Annotated in this window: 16 protein-coding genes; 5 read left to right on the plus strand and 11 right to left on the minus strand. The window is 70.4% G+C overall.

The annotated features are described in order from the left end of the window. The 6 genes from ACFWXQ_RS17935 to clpS form a co-directional block, all read right to left on the minus strand. Window positions 1-279: a MoaD/ThiS family protein gene (locus ACFWXQ_RS17935; protein WP_143632625.1), complete on the minus strand. Its 279-nt coding sequence runs from the start codon at window positions 277-279 to the stop codon at window positions 1-3. A gap of 110 nt (window positions 280-389) precedes the next feature. Continuing rightward, on the minus strand, window positions 390-491 hold the full coding sequence (locus ACFWXQ_RS17940) for a putative leader peptide (protein ID WP_313904860.1): 102 nt from the start codon (window positions 489-491) through the stop codon (window positions 390-392). 79 nt (window positions 492-570) lie between these two features. Next, complete coding sequence (locus ACFWXQ_RS17945) at window positions 571-993, minus strand: Mov34/MPN/PAD-1 family protein (protein WP_383941983.1); 423 nt, start codon at window positions 991-993, stop codon at window positions 571-573. A gap of 99 nt (window positions 994-1,092) precedes the next feature. Continuing rightward, window positions 1,093-2,571: an amino acid permease gene (locus ACFWXQ_RS17950; RefSeq protein ID WP_383941980.1), complete on the minus strand. Its 1,479-nt coding sequence runs from the start codon at window positions 2,569-2,571 to the stop codon at window positions 1,093-1,095. Window positions 2,572-2,902: 331 nt separating this feature from the next. Then, window positions 2,903-3,508: a DUF2017 domain-containing protein gene (locus ACFWXQ_RS17955; RefSeq protein ID WP_383941977.1), complete on the minus strand. Its 606-nt coding sequence runs from the start codon at window positions 3,506-3,508 to the stop codon at window positions 2,903-2,905. A gap of 44 nt (window positions 3,509-3,552) precedes the next feature. After that, entirely contained in the window at window positions 3,553-3,870 is a 318-nt protein-coding gene (gene clpS / locus ACFWXQ_RS17960; protein WP_055617033.1) for an ATP-dependent Clp protease adapter ClpS, read from the minus strand. A 79-nt stretch (window positions 3,871-3,949) separates the two neighbouring features. Here clpS and ACFWXQ_RS17965 point away from each other — a divergent pair, with 79 nt between their 5' ends. Both ACFWXQ_RS17965 and ACFWXQ_RS17970 read left to right on the plus strand, forming a co-directional pair. Further along, window positions 3,950-5,278, plus strand: coding sequence for a nicotinate phosphoribosyltransferase (locus tag ACFWXQ_RS17965; RefSeq protein WP_386268520.1), 1,329 nt, complete (start codon window positions 3,950-3,952; stop codon window positions 5,276-5,278). A gap of 183 nt (window positions 5,279-5,461) precedes the next feature. After that, window positions 5,462-6,046, plus strand: a complete 585-nt coding sequence (locus ACFWXQ_RS17970) for a nicotinamidase (protein ID WP_383941970.1) — start codon at window positions 5,462-5,464, stop codon at window positions 6,044-6,046. 107 nt (window positions 6,047-6,153) lie between these two features. Here ACFWXQ_RS17970 and ACFWXQ_RS17975 read toward each other — a convergent pair whose 3' ends face one another. Together ACFWXQ_RS17975 and ACFWXQ_RS17980 are read right to left on the minus strand one after the other, a co-directional pair. After that, complete coding sequence (locus ACFWXQ_RS17975; RefSeq protein ID WP_189843439.1) at window positions 6,154-6,489, minus strand: hypothetical protein; 336 nt, start codon at window positions 6,487-6,489, stop codon at window positions 6,154-6,156. A 121-nt stretch (window positions 6,490-6,610) separates the two neighbouring features. Continuing rightward, window positions 6,611-8,977 (minus strand): immune inhibitor A domain-containing protein, encoded by a 2,367-nt coding sequence (locus tag ACFWXQ_RS17980; protein ID WP_383941967.1) that lies wholly within the window; start codon window positions 8,975-8,977, stop codon window positions 6,611-6,613. 509 nt (window positions 8,978-9,486) lie between these two features. Between ACFWXQ_RS17980 and ACFWXQ_RS17985 the strand changes: the two genes are divergently transcribed. After that, window positions 9,487-9,786 (plus strand): hypothetical protein, encoded by a 300-nt coding sequence (locus ACFWXQ_RS17985; protein WP_383941964.1) that lies wholly within the window; start codon window positions 9,487-9,489, stop codon window positions 9,784-9,786. 112 nt (window positions 9,787-9,898) lie between these two features. Here ACFWXQ_RS17985 and ACFWXQ_RS17990 read toward each other — a convergent pair whose 3' ends face one another. Together ACFWXQ_RS17990 and ACFWXQ_RS17995 are read right to left on the minus strand one after the other, a co-directional pair. Further along, on the minus strand, window positions 9,899-10,606 hold the full coding sequence (locus ACFWXQ_RS17990) for an RDD family protein (RefSeq protein WP_383941961.1): 708 nt from the start codon (window positions 10,604-10,606) through the stop codon (window positions 9,899-9,901). A 61-nt stretch (window positions 10,607-10,667) separates the two neighbouring features. Then, window positions 10,668-12,332 carry an RDD family protein gene (locus ACFWXQ_RS17995; RefSeq protein ID WP_383941959.1) on the minus strand — a complete coding sequence of 555 codons (1,665 nt, stop codon included), beginning with the start codon at window positions 12,330-12,332 and terminating at the stop codon, window positions 10,668-10,670. A gap of 321 nt (window positions 12,333-12,653) precedes the next feature. On the opposite strand from ACFWXQ_RS17995, the gene ACFWXQ_RS18000 reads away from it, so the two are divergent. Then, window positions 12,654-13,127, plus strand: coding sequence for an SsgA family sporulation/cell division regulator (locus ACFWXQ_RS18000; protein WP_383941956.1), 474 nt, complete (start codon window positions 12,654-12,656; stop codon window positions 13,125-13,127). A gap of 47 nt (window positions 13,128-13,174) precedes the next feature. Here ACFWXQ_RS18000 and ACFWXQ_RS18005 read toward each other — a convergent pair whose 3' ends face one another. After that, on the minus strand, window positions 13,175-14,590 hold the full coding sequence (locus ACFWXQ_RS18005) for an FAD-binding oxidoreductase (RefSeq protein WP_383941953.1): 1,416 nt from the start codon (window positions 14,588-14,590) through the stop codon (window positions 13,175-13,177). Window positions 14,591-14,816: 226 nt separating this feature from the next. Between ACFWXQ_RS18005 and ACFWXQ_RS18010 the strand changes: the two genes are divergently transcribed. Beyond that, window positions 14,817-16,181 carry a tetratricopeptide repeat protein gene (locus ACFWXQ_RS18010; RefSeq protein WP_383941950.1) on the plus strand — a complete coding sequence of 455 codons (1,365 nt, stop codon included), beginning with the start codon at window positions 14,817-14,819 and terminating at the stop codon, window positions 16,179-16,181. Window positions 16,182-16,183: the final 2 nt, after the last annotated feature.

The following is a 16,183-nucleotide window of genomic DNA, read 5'->3' on the forward strand; positions in this document are numbered from 1 at the left end:
TCAGACCATGCCGCCGGCGACGGCCGGCAGGATCGTGACGTTGTCGCCGTCGGTCAGCTTGGTGTTGATGCCGTCGAGGAAGCGCACGTCCTCGTCGTTCAGGTACACGTTCACGAAGCGGCGCAGCTCGCCGCCGTCCACGATGCGGGCCTGGATGCCCGCATGACGGGTCTCCAGGTCGGCGAAGAGGGCGGCGAGGGTCTCCCCGCCGCCCTCGACGGCCTTCTGGCCGTCGGTGTAGGTGCGGAGGATGGTGGGGATGCGGACCTCGATGGCCATGGCTGTGGGCTCCTGTCGGGAGTGAGTCGGTCGGTGGGCGCGCGGCAGCGCAGAAAAGCGGGTTGGTGCATCGTGAGGCGCCGCGGCTCACGGCCGTACGGCGGCAGGGTTCAGCGCGTACAGATGGCGCTCTGCAGCCTGCACAGGTCGACGTGCAGCCGTGCCACGAGCAGCATGCCCGGGGTCTTGTCGCTCACGTCGTGGGAAACCATGGGGTCATCGTATCGATTCCCGGTCCGGGTTCTGGAATGTGATCTCAGATATTGGATGAATCCTGACCGAAATACGGGATCAGTACGTCTCCACGACCGTGACCTCCTCCTCCGTCACCTCGCCCTCCAGGATCCGGAAGGACCGGAACTGGAAGGGTCCCGCGTCGTCGGCGTCCGCGGTGGAGACCAGGACGTAGTGCGCGCCGGGCTCGTTCGCGTACGAGATGTCGGTGCGGGAGGGGTACGCCTCGGTGGCCGTGTGGGAGTGGTAGATGACGACCGGTTCCTCGTCGCGGTCGTCCAGCTCGCGGTAGAGCTTGAGGAGGTCGCCGGAGTCGAACTCGTAGAAGGTGGGCGAGCGCGCGGCGTTGAGCATCGGGATGAACCGCTCGGGGCGGCCGGTGCCCTCCGGGCCGGCGACCACGCCGCACGCCTCGTCGGGGTGGTCCTTGCGCGCGTGCGCGACGATCTGGTCGAAGAGGGCCTGGGTGATGGTCAGCATGGTCGTCAGGATAAGCAGAAGGGCCTCCCCGTACCGAGGGGTGGTACGGGGAGGCCCACATGCTGGGCCACGAGCCCGGCACGCTCTGCGTGAGGTCCGTCAGCCGATCTTCTCGAACTCCGGGTCGCGGCGCTCGGTGACCTCGGGGTTCCGCGACTTCAGTACGGTCCAGCCGATGCCCAGTGCCGCCGCCCAGCCCGCCATCACGTAGAGGCAGACGCGGGAGTCCGCGTCGTACGCGATGAGGCAGGTGACGAAGAGCAGGAAGACGACCGCGACCCAGCTGAGCTTCGCGCCACCCGGGGCCGGGAAGGACGAGGCGGGCAGGCGTCCGGCGTCGACCGCGCGGCGGTACAGGATGTGGCTGGCCAGGATCATCAGCCAGGTCCAGATGCCCGCCGCGGTGGCGACCGAGATGACGTAGCCGAAGGCCTTCTCCGGGACGATGTAGTTCAGGACCACGCCGATGCCCATGAAGAGCATGGAGACGGTGATGCCGAGCGCGGGCGTCTTGGTGGAGGACAGCTTGTTGAAGATCCTGGGGGCCTCGCCGTTGTCCGCCAGGGTGCGCAGCATGCGGCCGGTGGAGTACATGCCGGAGTTGCAGGAGGACAGGGCCGCCGTCAGGACGACGAAGTTGACGATGCCCGCGCCCGCCGGGATGCCGATCTTCGCGAAGGCCTCCACGAAGGGGCTCACCCCGGGTGCGAACTCGGTCCACTTCACGACGCAGAGGATGACGGTGAGAGCGCCGACGTAGAAGAGGGCGATGCGCCAGGGCAGGGTGTTGATCGCCTTGGGGAGCGTCTTCTCCGGGTTCTCGGACTCGCCCGCGGTGACGCCGACGAGTTCGACGGCGAGGTACGCGAACATCACGCCCTGCAGGGTCATCAGGGACGAGCCGATGCCCTTGGGGAAGAAGCCGTCGAAGGCCCAGAGGTTGGAGACGGCGGCCGAGTCGCCCGCGGAGCTGAAGCCGAAGGTGAGGACGCCCAGGCCGATCACGATCATGCCGATGAGGGCGGTGACCTTGACCATCGAGAACCAGAACTCGATCTCGCCGAAGAGCTTCACCGAGATCAGGTTGGCGCCGAAGAGGACCAGCAGGAAGACCAGGGCCGTGACCCACTGCGGGATCTGCGGGAACCAGTAGTTGACGTAGATCGCGGCCGCGGTCAGTTCCGCCATGCCGGTGACGACCCACATCAGCCAGTACGTCCAGCCGGTGAAGTAGCCGAAGAACGGGCCGAGGAACTCGCGGGAGTACTCCGCGAAGGAGCCCGAGACGGGACGGTAGAGCAGGAGCTCTCCGAGGGCCCGCATGATGAAGAAGATGATGACGCCCGCGAGGGCGTACATGAGGATGAGACTGGGGCCCGCCTTGGCGATGTTCGCCCCGGCCCCCAGGAAGAGGCCGACGCCGATGGCGCCGCCGATCGCGATCATCTGGACCTGACGGCTGTTGAGACCGCGTTCGTAGCCCTCTTCGGGGGCGTGACCCTCTACGGGGACTTCGCCGCCCACGACACCTTTGCGGTCGTGCCCGTCGTCGTTCTTGCCGACCTGCACCGAGGTCATGTCTGGTGCGCCTTTCTCCATGCCGATCCGAGCCGTCGTCGGCTCCGGATCGGGTCCCGATCCCCCCGGATTGAATGGAGCTGAGCGGGCTCCCCGGCCCACTCGTGCCTGGTCGGCGATCCGCCGACCGGTGGCGCACCCGGCCGGACATGGGTGGCGTCCTGCCGGGCGGTCGTGAAGATTTATCACGGCCGCAATGTTGATCGCCTGAGGCGCGTGTAGCGCACGCCACAGGGAGAACCGGACAAAAGTCGGACCGCGCCCCATAGGGCGCGGTCACGTGACGGGATCGTTATTCGGATTTGAGCGTCCGCTGAGCGAACGGAATATGTCAGGACATCAACGTTTCAACCAACGTCTCCTGGAGCCCGCCCAGCCACAGATACGCCATCACCATCGGCTTGCGCGGATCCTCGTCCGGCAGCTGGTAGAGGAGGTCGGTGTCCTCCTCGTCGACGACGTCGAGGCGGGACCCGATGGCCAGACGCAGGTCGTTGAGGGCGCGCAGCCACTGCTCGGACTCCTCGGCGGAGAGTTTGAGGACCGCGCCGCCCTCCCCCACAGCCGAGAGCGTGTCGAGGGAGCGGATCACCGTGAGCGCGTTCTCGCGCTTGGCCGCGCGCAGGTCGTTCTCGGTGAAGCGGCGGAACTCCGCGGAGTACGCGCGCTGCTCCTCGGCCTGCTCGGGCGAGTTCGCCTCGACGTCGGGCCCGCTGTACGCGTCGGGGAAGAGCCGCTTCAGCACGGGGTCGGAGGGCGGTTCGCTCGGGCCCTCCGCGAACAGCTCGGCGAGCGGGTCGTCGGAGGCGTCCTCGCCCGGTCCCGGTCCGATGAGCTCCAGGAGCTGTACGGCGAGGGAGCGGATGATGGAGATCTCGACCTCGTCGAGCGCGACGGCCGCGCCGCCGCCGGGGAGCGGTTCGAAGTGTCCTGGCATCAGGTGCGTCGCTACTTCCAGTACTGCGCGGGCGTCGGGCAACTCTATTTCCGGTCGTGCTGGAGGGTGGCCCACAGACCGTAGCCGTGCATGGCCTGTACGTCGCGTTCCATCTCCTCACGGGTGCCGCTGGAGACCACGGCCCGGCCCTTGTGGTGGACGTCGAGCATCAGCTTCGTGGCCTTGTCCTTCGGGTAGCCGAAGTACGACTGGAAGACGTAGGTCACGTAGCTCATCAGGTTGACCGGGTCGTTGTGGACGATGGTCACCCAGGGGACGTCGGGCTCGGGTACGGCGAAGACCTCCTCCGCCGACTCGGTTTTTTCGGTCTCTAGGGGTGCGGGAGCCGTCACACGGCCCATGCTGCCACCACAGGTGGGTGCCCGGCCAAACGAACCCACAAATCGTCAGAGTGACGAGATAGGGGTACCATCTCTTGCCATGAACACTGCGGACCTTGGGCTGCCGGTTGATGTTCCCTCCACCGCGCTCTTCACGGACCACTACGAGCTGACCATGCTGCAGGCCGCCCTCAAGGGCGGGGCCGCCGACCGGCGCTCGGTCTTCGAGGTCTTCACGCGCCGGCTGCCCGAGGGCCGCCGCTACGGCGTCGTGGCGGGCACCGGACGGGTGCTGGACGCGATCGAGAACTTCCGCTTCGACGCCGACGTCCTCGGCTTCCTGCGCGAGCGCCGCGTGGTGGACGAGCCGACCCTGGAGTGGCTGGCCTCCTACCGCTTCAGCGGCGCCGTCTGGGGCTACCCCGAGGGCGAGGTGTACTTCCCCGGGTCGCCGATCCTGCGGGTCGAGGGCTCCTTCGCGGAGTGCGTGCTCCTGGAGACCGTGATCCTCTCCATCCTCAACCACGACTCGGCGATCGCGGCCGCCGCCTCCCGGATGGCCTCGGCCGCCGGGGAGCGCCCGCTGATCGAGATGGGCGCCCGCCGCACCCACGAGCTGGCCGCGGTGGCGGCGTCCCGGGCGGCGTACGTCGGCGGCTTCACGACCACCTCCGACCTGGCCGCGGGCTTCCGCTACGGCATCCCGACCGTCGGCACCAGCGCCCACGCCTTCACGCTCCTCCACGACAGCGAGCGGGACGCCTTCCGGGCCCAGGTGGACTCGCTCGGCCGGGGCACGACGCTGCTGGTCGACACCTACGACGTCGCCGAGGCCGTCCGGCTGGCCGTCGAGGTGGCCGGGCCCGAGCTGGGGGCGGTCCGCATCGACTCCGGTGACCTGCTGCTCGTGGCGCACCGGGTACGCCAGCAGCTGGACGAGCTGGGCGCCACGAACACCCGGATCATCGTGACCTCGGACCTGGACGAGTACGCGATCGCCTCGCTGGCCGCGGCGCCCGTGGACGCGTACGGCGTGGGTACCCAGCTGGTGACGGGATCCGGCCATCCGACATGTTCGATGGTCTACAAGCTCGTCGCCCGTGCCGAGTCGGCGGACCCGAAGGCTCCGCTGGTTCCGGTGGCGAAGAGGTCGACGGGCGGCAAGACGTCCATCGGCGGCCGCAAATGGGCCGCGCGGCGACTCGACGCGTACGGGGTCGCCGAGGCCGAGGTGATCGGCCTCGGCGCCGTCCCTGCCGAGCTCAGCGACCGTCAGCTCCTGGTGGAGCTCGTCAAGGGCGGCCAGGTCCTCGCCCGCGAGCCCCTGGACGTCGTACGCGACCGGCACGCGGCGGCCCGCGCCAATCTGCCCCTGTCGGCGACCCAGCTCTCCCGCGGGGAAGCCGTCATTCCGACCGAGTACGTATGAGCCACATGGGACCGGATCCGAGGAAAACCCGGGCGCACACCTCAGGCCACCCCGAGCCCGAACGGGCATGAACGGACGAGGAGCGGGAATGCAACGGCAACAGCTCGGTCACACAGTCACGCCCCGTCAGGGGCGCGGGGAACTGCGCGACCAGCCCACTACAACCCGCAGAAGGAAACCGACATGCGCCGCGCCTTGATCGTCGTAGACGTGCAGAACGACTTCTGCGAGGGCGGCAGCCTCGCCGTGTCCGGCGGAGCCGATGTCGCCGCCGCGATCACGGAGCTGATCGGGCAGGCCCCCGCCGGCTACCGCCACGTCGTGGCGACCCGCGACCACCACATCGCCCCCGGCGGCCACTTCGCCGACAACCCCGACTACGTCCACTCCTGGCCCGCGCACTGCGTGGCGGGCACCGAGGGCGTCGGCTTCCACCCGAACTTCGCCCCGGCGGTCGCCTCCGGCGCGATCGACGCGGTCTTCGACAAGGGGGCGTACGCGGCGGCGTACAGCGGCTTCGAGGGCGCCGACGAGAACGGCATGACGCTGGGCGACTGGCTGCGCGCGCGCCAGATCACCGAGGTCGACGTGGTGGGCATCGCCACCGACCACTGCGTCCGCGCCACCGCCCTGGACGCGGCCCGCGAGGGCTTCCGCACCCAGGTCCTCCTCGACCTCACCGCAGGAGTGGCCGAGGAGACCACCGAGCAGGCCCTGGAGGAGCTGAGCGCGGCAGGCGTGGAACTGAGCGGCAAGCCGATCGTCTGACCCGCGCCCCGTAAGGGGCGCGGGGCTGTGACATTTGCGGCTCCGCCGCGTGGGCGCGACCAGCCACAACGAACCCGCAGGCAACGCACCAAACGCCGACCGACCGCTCAGAACCCCTGCGGCGTAGCCGTACGCCGCATCAGCGCCCGGATCGGGTGCCAGAGCTCCGCCGCGCAGGCGTCCGCGCCGGGTGCCGTGCGCCATATGAGGCCGTCGGGATGGTGCAGGACCGCGGTGATCTCGTCCGGGGTCGGGGGCTCCGCGTTGCCGCGCAGGTACACCGCCCGCATGCCCAGGTTGCGCAGCCGCGTCAGTGCGCGGGCGCGGTTCTGGGCGTGCACGAGCACGCGTACCGAGCCGCTGCCCGCGGCGGGCGGTCGGGGCAGGTTCAACGCCACCACCACCGTGCCGTTCGGCAGCTTGCAGAAACCTCCTGCGGCCATGCAGTCACACCCCCGTGAGAACCAGTGTCAATAAGAGAGTCACAGCACGCACCTAAACACGATCGGCCGCAACCCGCCAGAGGGTTGCGGCCGATCATGGTTTGACCTGCGGAAATGCCTTTTACTTCGTCGCGGCGGAGACCTTCACCGTGATCGTCGAGCCGTCGCGCGGCTCCTTCACGATCGCGATCTTGGTGTTGGTGTCAGTGACACGGACACCGGCGGTGGGGTTGGTCTCGTCGTAGTAGGTGTTCGTGTGGTCGTTGAAGATCCGGTTGCCCGGGAGCGACGGGATCTTCGTGGCGACGTCCGCCTTGTGCAGCCTGAGGGCGTCCGTCCGGTAGGTGCTGAAGGGCGAGTCGTACGACTGGATGCGGCTGCGCATCAGCGTGCCGTCGGACCACTTCAGCGGCTTCGGGTGGGCGTCCACCGGCAGCAGCAGACCGGAGCCCGCGTGCCGGCTGACGTTGTTGTCGTTCTGGGAGGTGTCCCACTTCCAGATCAGCAGACCGTTCTGGTACGGGAAGTGCTCCACCCAGGACGGGCGCGTGGTCGAGAAGCCGAAGTTGTACGGGCCGGACTTGAGGGTCTTGTCGTACGACACGTACTGGCGGTTCTCGGCGATGTAGTACTGCGCGTAGTCGTCCGTGACGGCCGCGCCGATACGGGAGAAGCCGGTGGACTTCCAGGCGGCGTCGGCGGTCTCGGCGTTGTCCGAGAAGACCGGCGAACCATCGGCCGTCACCGTGATCACGTCGGCCGCGAAGCCCTTCTGGGCCACCCCGCCGTCGGTCTGATAGCGGAAGCGGAGGTCGAACTTCTGGCCCGCGTAGGCGTCGAGCGGGAACGAGAGCTTCTTGTACGCGTCCACGGTGCCGGTCAGCGCGGGCTTGCCGCTGCCGTCGCGCGGGAGAGCAGCGCCGTCGACCGTGCCGTCCAGCGGCGTCCAGTTGGCGCCGTCGGTCGAGACCTCGGTGTAGAGGTAGTCGAAGTCGGTCTCGATGTCGTACCAGCCGTCGAGGGTCAGCGTGGCCGAGGACTTGCCGGTGAGGTCGACGGAACGGGTCAGCGTGTTCTTGAGGTCGTCACCGCTGCCGCTCCACCACTGGGTGGCGCCCTGCGCCGGGGTGACCACCGGGTTGGTGACCTCCTTCTCGGGCAGTTCGACCACCAGCGCCTGGGCGTTCCTGGTGTTGTACTCCGCCACGCCCAGCTTGTGGGTGGAGCGCGTCGCGGCCTTGGCCGTGTCGTACTTCAGCCAGCCGAGCTGGAGTTTGTCCCAGGCCGTCATGTCGCCGGGCAGGTCACCGATGGTGTTCCTGCCCTCGCCGAGCCAGGAGCCGGACGACATCAGCGTCCAGAACCCGGTGGAGTTCTCGGCGGTGTTGGTGGTGTCGTAGTGGTCCGGCAGACCGAGGTCGTGGCCGTACTCGTGGGCGAAGACGCCGAGTCCGCCGTTCTCCGGCTGGATGGTGTAGTCACCGACCCAGATGCCGGAGGTGCCGATCTGCGCCCCGCCCATCTTGTTGCCCTCGGGGCCGGTGGCGCCGGCGTCCGTGCCGAACGCGTACCAGCGGTGGGCCCAGATGGCGTCCTCGCCCTGGGCGCCGCCGCCCGCGGACTCGTCCTCGCCGGCGTGCACGATCTGGAAGTGGTCGATGTAGCCGTCGGGCTCGTTGAAGTTGCCGTCGGCGTCGAAGTCGTTGCGGTCCCACTTGTCGTAGGCGGCCAGCTCGGACTTGATGTCGGCGTCGGACTTGCCGGCCGCCTTCTGGGCGTCGGCCCAGGCGGTGACACCGTCGGCGACGGCATTCCACGCGCAGGTGTCGGGGTCGCACTTGTTGGAGCCGTAACGGGCCTCGTTGTAGGGCACCTTGACCCAGTCGGAGACCGCGCCGCCGATGGAGTAGCGGCCCGAGGACTGCTTCTCGTAGTACTTCTTCATCGACTCGACACCCTTGCCGGTGCCGAAGTAGAGCTCCTCGAAGTGCTTCTTGTTGTAGTCCGCCTGCCACGCCGTGCTGTTGTCCTCGGCGCGGTCCGGCTCGGCTATCTGGTTGTGCAGGGGACCCGGGGTGCCGCCGTAGCGGGGGTCCGTCTTGTCGCCGAACTCCACGAGGATCGTGAAGATCTGGTCGGTCTTCTCCCGGCCGAGCTCGACGTACTTGCCGTCCTGGAGTTTCACGACCTGCGAGCCGCCGCGGTTCTTGACGGTGGCGTCGCCGGATATGACCCGCTTGAGCGCCTCTTCGCGCTGGGCCTCCTGACGTTCGGTCAGCGGGCCCTTCAGGTCGTGCTCGCGATCGGTGTTGTTCTCGGCGCGCGCCGGGTCCTGCCGGTTCGCGGCCGGATCCTGACGGCCCGCCGCCGCGGCCGGCCGATCGCCGGCAGCGGCCTGCGCCACCGCGAAGGTCGAGAACGTGGCAGCGGCCGCTGCGAGCGACACACCCACCGCGGCTGCTCTGAACGTCCATGGTCTGCTGGTCACTTGATGCAGTCCTCCCCCGCGCCCGGGCGCGCGGAATGGAGGGGTGTCCAGGTCATGGAGTCCGCGCGCGCTCTATGCGCGTCACAAGTGACGACATTCGATCGGAGTTGCAGGAGAAAAGACAGATCTTGACTTGAACAGGTCAAGCGAGATATGGGGCTAGGGACCAGCGCCCCGAAAGGGGCGCGGGGAACTGCGCGACCAGCCCCCACCAACCCGCAGAAGATCAACCGCCCCCCGCGGAGCGATCCGCTCAACAGGCGCGTTCGAACGTCCACTTGATGGACGCCATGACTCCGTGCGCCCCCTGTGCACCGGCACCGTGGGTTAGGTCACGCTTACTGCTCGTTCCGCTCGGGCAGACAGCCGATTAGAGTCGGTTGGCGGCTCGCCGGATTTCCGGTGGTTTGCCAACCGGACACCGTTGTCGAACCCCAGATTCTTATCCGCACCCTCCCCCATCGCGAGAGGCACGGGGGGAGACCCCCACCCCGAGGATCGGAATAGCCATGCCTCGTCCGACCGCCGCACAGCTCGCCTACGGTTCCTGCACCGTGATCTTCTCCACGCTCGCCATGCTGCTGCTGTCACAGACGAGTTCGGGCCTGGGAGTCGTGGTGATAGCGCTCTCCGCCCTCGTGCTCGGCCTCCTCGTGGCCATGACGGTTCCCGTACCGAAGCCCGCCGCGCCGACCGTGTCCGTTGCCCGGCCCGCGTCTGTCACCCTCTCGGAACACCGAGTTCCGGTGCAGCGCGCGACCGTCGCGGCCGCCGCCAGCGCACCCGAGCCGGTCCGCGAGCGCGCCTGAGCGCACCCCGAACCGCTCCGAACCACCACACGAACCGGCGGGCCCGTTGACCACGGACCCGCCGGTCGTCTGCGCCGCCTGTGGACTCAGCCCGTGCTGACTCCTGTGGGACTCAGCCCGTGCTGACCACCACCGTCTTGGCCGCCTTGTCGTGCAGGCCCTGCTTGTAGGGCTTGTCGAAGAAGCTCCAACCGCCCGCGATCGCAGTCCAGATGCACGCGCAGCAGAACGCGAACGGCAGCCACAGGACCAGCGCGCGGACCAGCGAGGTCTGCACGGAGGGCGTGGAGCCGTTGTCGAGGTTCGCCACCCGCAGATGCAGCCACTTCTTGCCGAGGGTCTGCCCCGCCCTGACGGTCATGACGGTGTCGTAGCCGACGTAGAGCACCGCGGCGATCAGCGACTGGCCGAACGACCTGCCGTAGTCGATCTTGTCCGTGTCCACGTCGTACTCGTTGACGTTGAAGGCCCACGTCACCAGCCACACCACGATGACGACGAGGATCATGTCGATGATCCGCGCGAGCGTGCGCTTGCCGCTGTCGGCGAGCGGAGGCATCCCGGCCAGCGGGTCATTGCCGTACGGGCCGCCGCCGTACGGATCACCACCACCGCTGCCGTACGGGTCACCGCCGCCGTAGGGCGGTGGCGGCGGGGTGGCGCCGTACGGCGAACCGGTGCCCGGCGGGGGCTCGTTGCCGTACGAGGGGTCGAACGGCGGGCCCTCGCCGGGCGGCGGCTGCTGTCCGGACGAGCCCTCGTCCGACGGCTTCTTCTTGAACGGATCGTCATCCGGCGGGGGCGGCGGCTCGGTCGTCATATCCCGAGTCGACCGCGAACCCCCCGACTGCGCAATGGGGGGCGGCCGTCCGGGGGACCGGTCAGCCCGCGACGAACGTGTGGGCCGCCTTGTCGTGCCAGCACTGGCGCCACGGGCGGTCGAACGCGCCCCACAGGACACCCACGACACCGATGGCGAGAAGGCCCGGAACGCTGTAGACGAGCCAGCGGCGCAGCGCCAGACCGAACGACGGCGGGTCGCCGCCCTCGATGTCCCGCACCTGGAGGCCGCACAGCTTCTTGCCCAGGGTGCGGCCCCACTTGGCGGTGGGCAGCGCCTCGTAGAGGACACCGAAGAGGAGCAGTACGGCGAGGATGATGCCGAGGTAGACCGCGGTGGTGCCGTCAAGGAGCCAGACCGTGACGGTCTCACCCGACAGTTTGGCCGCGTCGATCTTCTCGTTGACGTGGTCCAGGGCCCTGGTGCCGAGCGGAACGGCGGCCGCGCCGGTGACCGCCGCCAGCACGATCGTGTCCACGAGCCTGGCCGCAAAGCGCTTGCCGAGCCCCGCCGGGCGCGCGTTCGCCTGCGAGCGGGCCACCGCCTGGAACGGGTCCTCCCGCACCGGCTTCCACGGCACGACGGGCTGGTCGCCCTCCGGCCCGGCCAGGCGGTGCACCTGCTGGGCCCAGGAGGGCTGCCCGCCGCCGGCACCCGCGGCCATGGGCGCGCCGGAGCCGGACTGCGGAGGGGTACCGGAGGTGGATTGCTGAGGGGTGCCGGGGGCGGACTGCTGAGGGGTGGACTGCTGCGGGGTCGCGGGGGCCGCCGGGAAGGCGGCTGCCGGGCCCTGGGGGGCCGCCTGGGCCTGAGCCGCGGCCGCCTGAGCCGCGGCTGCCTGGGCTGCCTGGGCCGCCGCCGAGGGCTGGGCGGCGGCGGGCCCCGAACCGCGCTGCCGGCCCCCGCGCGGTACGGGCCTGAACGTCATCGTTCCCTCGGAGGCGAGGGGTTCACGGGAGCCGGGGACACCGCCCGAACGGTCGGCGCCCGAGCCATGCGCGCGCCCGGCGCCCATGGCTCCCGCCGCGCCCGCTCCCCCGGCCTGCCCGGCGGCCATGTCCGCGCCCCCGGCGCCCCCGGAAGCCGCGGAGCCCGCCGCTCCGGTCGGCGGCACCGGTCCGGTGGGCCTGCGGAACACCACCGAACCGCCGGAGCCCGGCGGCTTGAGGGTCCCCGAGCCCCCGTCGGCCGCGGCACCGGAACCTGAACCTGAACCTGAATCGGCCTGGGACTCGTACGAGTGGAACGTGGCCATGCCGTCCGTGTGGTCCGACCTGCCGTCGGGCTGGGACGGCAGGGAGGGCCCGGCGGACTCGGCCGGCTGCTCGGCGGGGACACGCGGATCGGGCTTGCCCCATCGGATCCGGCGGTCCGGGTCGCCGCCGAAGCCGGTCTGCCGTGAGCGGTCGGCGCCCCACGCGGTCGCGGGCTCGGGCCGGCTGCCGTGCTGGGCGTCGGCGGGCGACGGGCTCGCGGCCGGCGGGTCCTCGTCGAAGAAGTGCGGCCCCGTCTCCTCCGTGGAGGCGGGCACGGACCGTTCGTCCGCGGGCGACGACAGCGGCTCGCCGCCGGACGGCGCCGGCCGGCTGGTGCCCGGCACCCACGCGGCACCGTTCCAGTACCTGACATATCCAGGAATGGAGGGGTCCGGGTAATACCCTTCGCGGGGCCTGTCGTCGCCTGGGGCCGGGGTTGGGGCGCTCATGTCCGTCGTCCCGTATCTGCTCGGGGGTCGTGTTGAGCGTCCACATCTATCAGACCGGCGCAAGGGTCACTGCCGCTCCTGGCGTACCTACCCCCTTCGAGCAAGGTTCCGCCACGTTTTCCGGCCGCTTCCGCTCGGGTGCCGATCGTCTGGCGGCCGGGTGCTGACCGTGTCTGGCGGCCGGGTGCCGACCGTGTCCGGCGGTCGGGTGCCGGTGCCTTCGGAAAAGTTCCGCGAACCCGCGTAATGCTTCACCGCCCGCGCCCTCTCCACTCGTACGGGCCCGTCCACAGGGCCACCGGACGAGAGGAAACGCACGACATGAACACCGTGGTGGAGCGCGAGCTCGAACTGAAACTGGTCCTGTCCCCCGAGCGCAGCATCCCGGTCCCGGCCCGGCTGAGCTACCGCACCGACGATCCGTACGCCGTCCACATCGCCTTCCACATCGGCTCGGCCCAGCCCGTGAACTGGACGTTCGCGCGCGAGCTGCTCGTGGAGGGGGTGTTCCGGCCGTGCGGGCACGGGGATGTGCGGGTGTGGCCGACGAAGGTCGCCGGGCGGAGCGTGGTCCTGATGGCGCTGAGTTCGCCCGACGGGGACGCCCTGCTCGAAGCGCCCGCCGCGCAGGTGTCGGCCTGGCTGGAGCGCACCCTGCGGGCGGTGCCCCCGGGCTCCGAGACCGAGCAGCTCGGGATCGACGGCGGCCTCGCCGAGCTGCTCGCGCCCACCCCGGCCGACGATCTCTGGCTGCGCGACCCCTGGCCCTCGGACGAGTCCAAGGACGGGGAGTGAGAGGGAGGAGGGTGAGACGGAGGGGCGCGAGAAGCCGAGGAGGTGACTCAGAAGAGCTTGCCGGGGTTGAGAATGCCGAGCGGGTCGAAGGCCGTCTTGATCGCCCGCTGCATCTCCACGCCCACCGGGCCGAGTTCGCGCGCCAGCCACTCCTTCTTGAGGACGCCCACGCCGTGCTCGCCGGTGATCGTGCCGCCGAGTTCCAGGCCGAGGGCCATGATCTCGTCGAAGGACTCGCGGGCGCGCCGGGACTCGTCGGGGTCGCCCGCGTCGAAGCAGACGGTCGGGTGGGTGTTTCCGTCGCCGGCGTGTGCGACGACGCCGATGGTCAGCCGGTACTTCTCGGCGATCCGGTCGACCCCTTCGAGCATCTCGGCGAGCTTCGAGCGCGGTACGCACACGTCGTCGATCATCGTCGTGCCCTTGACCGCTTCGAGGCCGGTGAGGGACAACCTGCGTGCCTGGAGCAGCAGTTCGGACTCGGCAGCGTCGTCCGCCGGTACGACCTGGGTGGCGCCGGCCGCCTCGCAGAGCGCGCCCACGGCGGTCAGGTCGGCGGCCGGGTCGAGGGTGTCGAAGGCGGCGAGGAGCAGGGCCTCGGTGGACTCCGGCAGGCCCATGTTCGCCATGTCGTTGACGGCCTTCACCGTCGTACGGTCCATCAGTTCGAGGAGGGACGGCACATGGCCGCCCTCCATGATCCGGCAGACCGCGTCGCAGGCGGCCTCGGCGGAGGCGAACTCGGCGGCCAGCACCAGCTGTTGGGGCGGCTGCGGCCTGAGGGCGAGAGTGGCCCGTACGACGATGCCGAGCGAGCCCTCGGAGCCGACGAAGAGGCGGGTGAGGTCGTATCCGGCGACGCCCTTCGCCGTACGGCGGCCGGTGGACATGAGGCGGCCGTCGGCGAGGACCACGTCCAGGCCGAGGACGTACTCGGCCGTCACCCCGTACTTCACACAGCACAGGCCGCCGGACGCCGTGCCGATGTTGCCGCCGATCGTGCACATCTCCCAGCTGGAGGGGTCCGGCGGGTAGTAGAGGCCGTGTTCGTTGACGGCTCGGGAGAGCGTGGCGTTGACGACGCCCGGCTCGACCACCGCGATCCGGTCGACCGGGCTGATCTCCAGGATGCGGTCCATCCTGACGAGGGACAGCACGATGCAGCCCTCGGAGGCGTTGGCGGCGCCCGACAGGCCCGTACGGGCGCCCTGCGGGACCACCGGGACGCGCAGTTCGGTGGCGACGCGCATGACGTGCTGGACCTGCTCGACGGTGCGCGGCAGCACCACGACGGCGGGGGTGCCGGCCTCGCAGAAGCTGGCCATGTCGTTGGCGTACGAGGCCGTGACGTCCGGGTCGGTGAGGACGGCCTCGGCCGGCAGGCCCGCGAGGAGACGGTCGACGAGGCTGCCCACCGCCACGGTGTCTTCATCGGGTCGGGCTTCGATACGGCTCATGATCACAGCGTCGCACCCGGGGCCATCGGTGTGAACCCCGCCCGCGCGAGGCTTTCCGTGCCGGGGTGGTGGCCGGGTGTGCTCTTCGTATTGGCGCACAGTGAGCCGCATGCAGAGCGGCATGGGAAAAGAGCTGGCCTCGGGTTCGGCGGGCGGTCCGGCTGATGGTCCGGTGGGTGGCCCGGCGAGTCGTTCGGCGGATGGCTCGGCGGGTCGTTCGGCCAGGAGGGGGATGCTCGTCGGTGCCGCCGTGGGATGTGCCGTCGTGGGGTGCGCCGTGCTGGGCGGTGTGCTGATGGTGGCGCCCCCCGAGCGCGGTGGGCCGCCGCCCGCGCCCGGTCCGGTGGCTCGGGCCGAGACCGCCGTCGGGGCCGGGGTGCCCGCCTCGCTGCCCGATCTGGTCGCGCTGATCGGGGACCGCGAGGCGCATCTGCGGGCCCATCCGGGTGATGTGCGGTCGTGGGCGGTGCTCGGCGCGGCGTACGCGGAGCGGGGTGAGCGGACCGGCGAGGCGCGGTTCTACCCGAAGGCCGAGAAGGCGCTGCGTACGTCGTTGCGGGCGAAGCCGAGGAAGAACGTGGAGGCGCTCGACGGACTGGCCGCGCTCGCCAATGCCCGGCACGACTTCCGGGCGGCGCGGAAGTGGGGCGAGGCCTCGGTGGCGGCCTCGCCCAAGCGGTGGACGGCCTATCCGGCGCTGATCGACGCGTACCGGGGGCTCGGGGAGTTCAAGGCCGCGGACAAGGCGCTGGCCAGGCTCGTACGGCTGCCGAAGGGGGCGGCGCCGAGGGCGCGGGTGCTGACGCGGGCCGCGCTCGTCCACCGGGACCAGGGGCAGCGCGAGGACGCCGCCGCCGCGCTCTCCGACGCGGTGGCGCTCGCCTCCGCTCCGGCCGAGCAGGCCAACTGTCTTGTCGGGGCCGGGGAGCTGGCCTGGGAACGTGGGGAGCCCGCCGAGTCGCTGCGCGCCTTCGAGGCCGCGGTGCGGGCCTATCCCGACGGACACGACGGACACGCCGCCCTCGCCGGGCAGGGCCGGGCGCTGGCCGCGCTGGGACGGACCCCGGAGGCCGTACGCGCGTACCGGGCCGCGTCGGAGAAGCGGGCGCTGCCCCAGTACGCGTGGGAGCTGGGCGAGTTGTACGAGTCGCTGGGGCTTGGCGACGAGGCGCGGGCTCAGTACGACGTGGTGCGGGAGCGGGTGCGGGAGGGCGCCGCCGGTGGGGTGAACACCGATCTCGTGGCGGGTCTCTTCGAGGCGGACCACGGTGACCCGGAGGCCGCCGTGCGGCTGCTGCGGGAGGAGTGGGAGCGGCATCCCTCCGCGGCGGTCGCGGATGCGCTGGGGTGGGCGCTGCACCGCGCCGGGCAGCACGAGGACGCGCTCGTCTTCGCCACGAAGGCCACGGACAAGCAGCACGTGGGCGCCGTTCGCAGCGCGCCCTACGCGTACCACCGGGGCATGATCGAGCGGAAGTTGAAGCGGGAGGGACCCGCGCGCCGCCATCTTGAGGAGGCGCTGCGGATCAGTCCGTACTTCTCGCCGCTGGGCGTTCCGGCGGCGAAGGAGGCGTTGGGGGCGCTGGGCCCGGTGTGACA

This window comes from Streptomyces sp. NPDC058697 (assembly GCF_042715345.1).
GTDB lineage: Bacteria > Actinomycetota > Actinomycetes > Streptomycetales > Streptomycetaceae > Streptomyces > Streptomyces liliifuscus.

What these genes read in the sequence shown, in the direction of transcription:
- clpS (WP_055617033.1), bottom strand. Translation starts at nt 3,870, where the DNA reads ATGGGCCGTGTGACGGCTCCCGCACCCCTAGAGACCGAAAAAACCGAG.
- ACFWXQ_RS17955 (WP_383941977.1), bottom strand. Translation starts at nt 3,508, where the DNA reads ATGCCAGGACACTTCGAACCGCTCCCCGGCGGCGGCGCGGCCGTCGCG.
- ACFWXQ_RS17965 (WP_386268520.1), top strand. Translation starts at nt 3,950, where the DNA reads ATGAACACTGCGGACCTTGGGCTGCCGGTTGATGTTCCCTCCACCGCG.
- ACFWXQ_RS17995 (WP_383941959.1), bottom strand. Translation starts at nt 12,332, where the DNA reads ATGAGCGCCCCAACCCCGGCCCCAGGCGACGACAGGCCCCGCGAAGGG.
- ACFWXQ_RS17985 (WP_383941964.1), top strand. Translation starts at nt 9,487, where the DNA reads ATGCCTCGTCCGACCGCCGCACAGCTCGCCTACGGTTCCTGCACCGTG.
- ACFWXQ_RS17935 (WP_143632625.1), bottom strand. Translation starts at nt 279, where the DNA reads ATGGCCATCGAGGTCCGCATCCCCACCATCCTCCGCACCTACACCGAC.
- ACFWXQ_RS17975 (WP_189843439.1), bottom strand. Translation starts at nt 6,489, where the DNA reads ATGGCCGCAGGAGGTTTCTGCAAGCTGCCGAACGGCACGGTGGTGGTG.
- ACFWXQ_RS17970 (WP_383941970.1), top strand. Translation starts at nt 5,462, where the DNA reads ATGCGCCGCGCCTTGATCGTCGTAGACGTGCAGAACGACTTCTGCGAG.
- ACFWXQ_RS18000 (WP_383941956.1), top strand. Translation starts at nt 12,654, where the DNA reads ATGAACACCGTGGTGGAGCGCGAGCTCGAACTGAAACTGGTCCTGTCC.
- ACFWXQ_RS17945 (WP_383941983.1), bottom strand. Translation starts at nt 993, where the DNA reads ATGCTGACCATCACCCAGGCCCTCTTCGACCAGATCGTCGCGCACGCG.
- ACFWXQ_RS17950 (WP_383941980.1), bottom strand. Translation starts at nt 2,571, where the DNA reads ATGACCTCGGTGCAGGTCGGCAAGAACGACGACGGGCACGACCGCAAA.
- ACFWXQ_RS17990 (WP_383941961.1), bottom strand. Translation starts at nt 10,606, where the DNA reads ATGACGACCGAGCCGCCGCCCCCGCCGGATGACGATCCGTTCAAGAAG.
- ACFWXQ_RS18010 (WP_383941950.1), top strand. Translation starts at nt 14,817, where the DNA reads ATGCTCGTCGGTGCCGCCGTGGGATGTGCCGTCGTGGGGTGCGCCGTG.
- ACFWXQ_RS17940 (WP_313904860.1), bottom strand. Translation starts at nt 491, where the DNA reads ATGGTTTCCCACGACGTGAGCGACAAGACCCCGGGCATGCTGCTCGTG.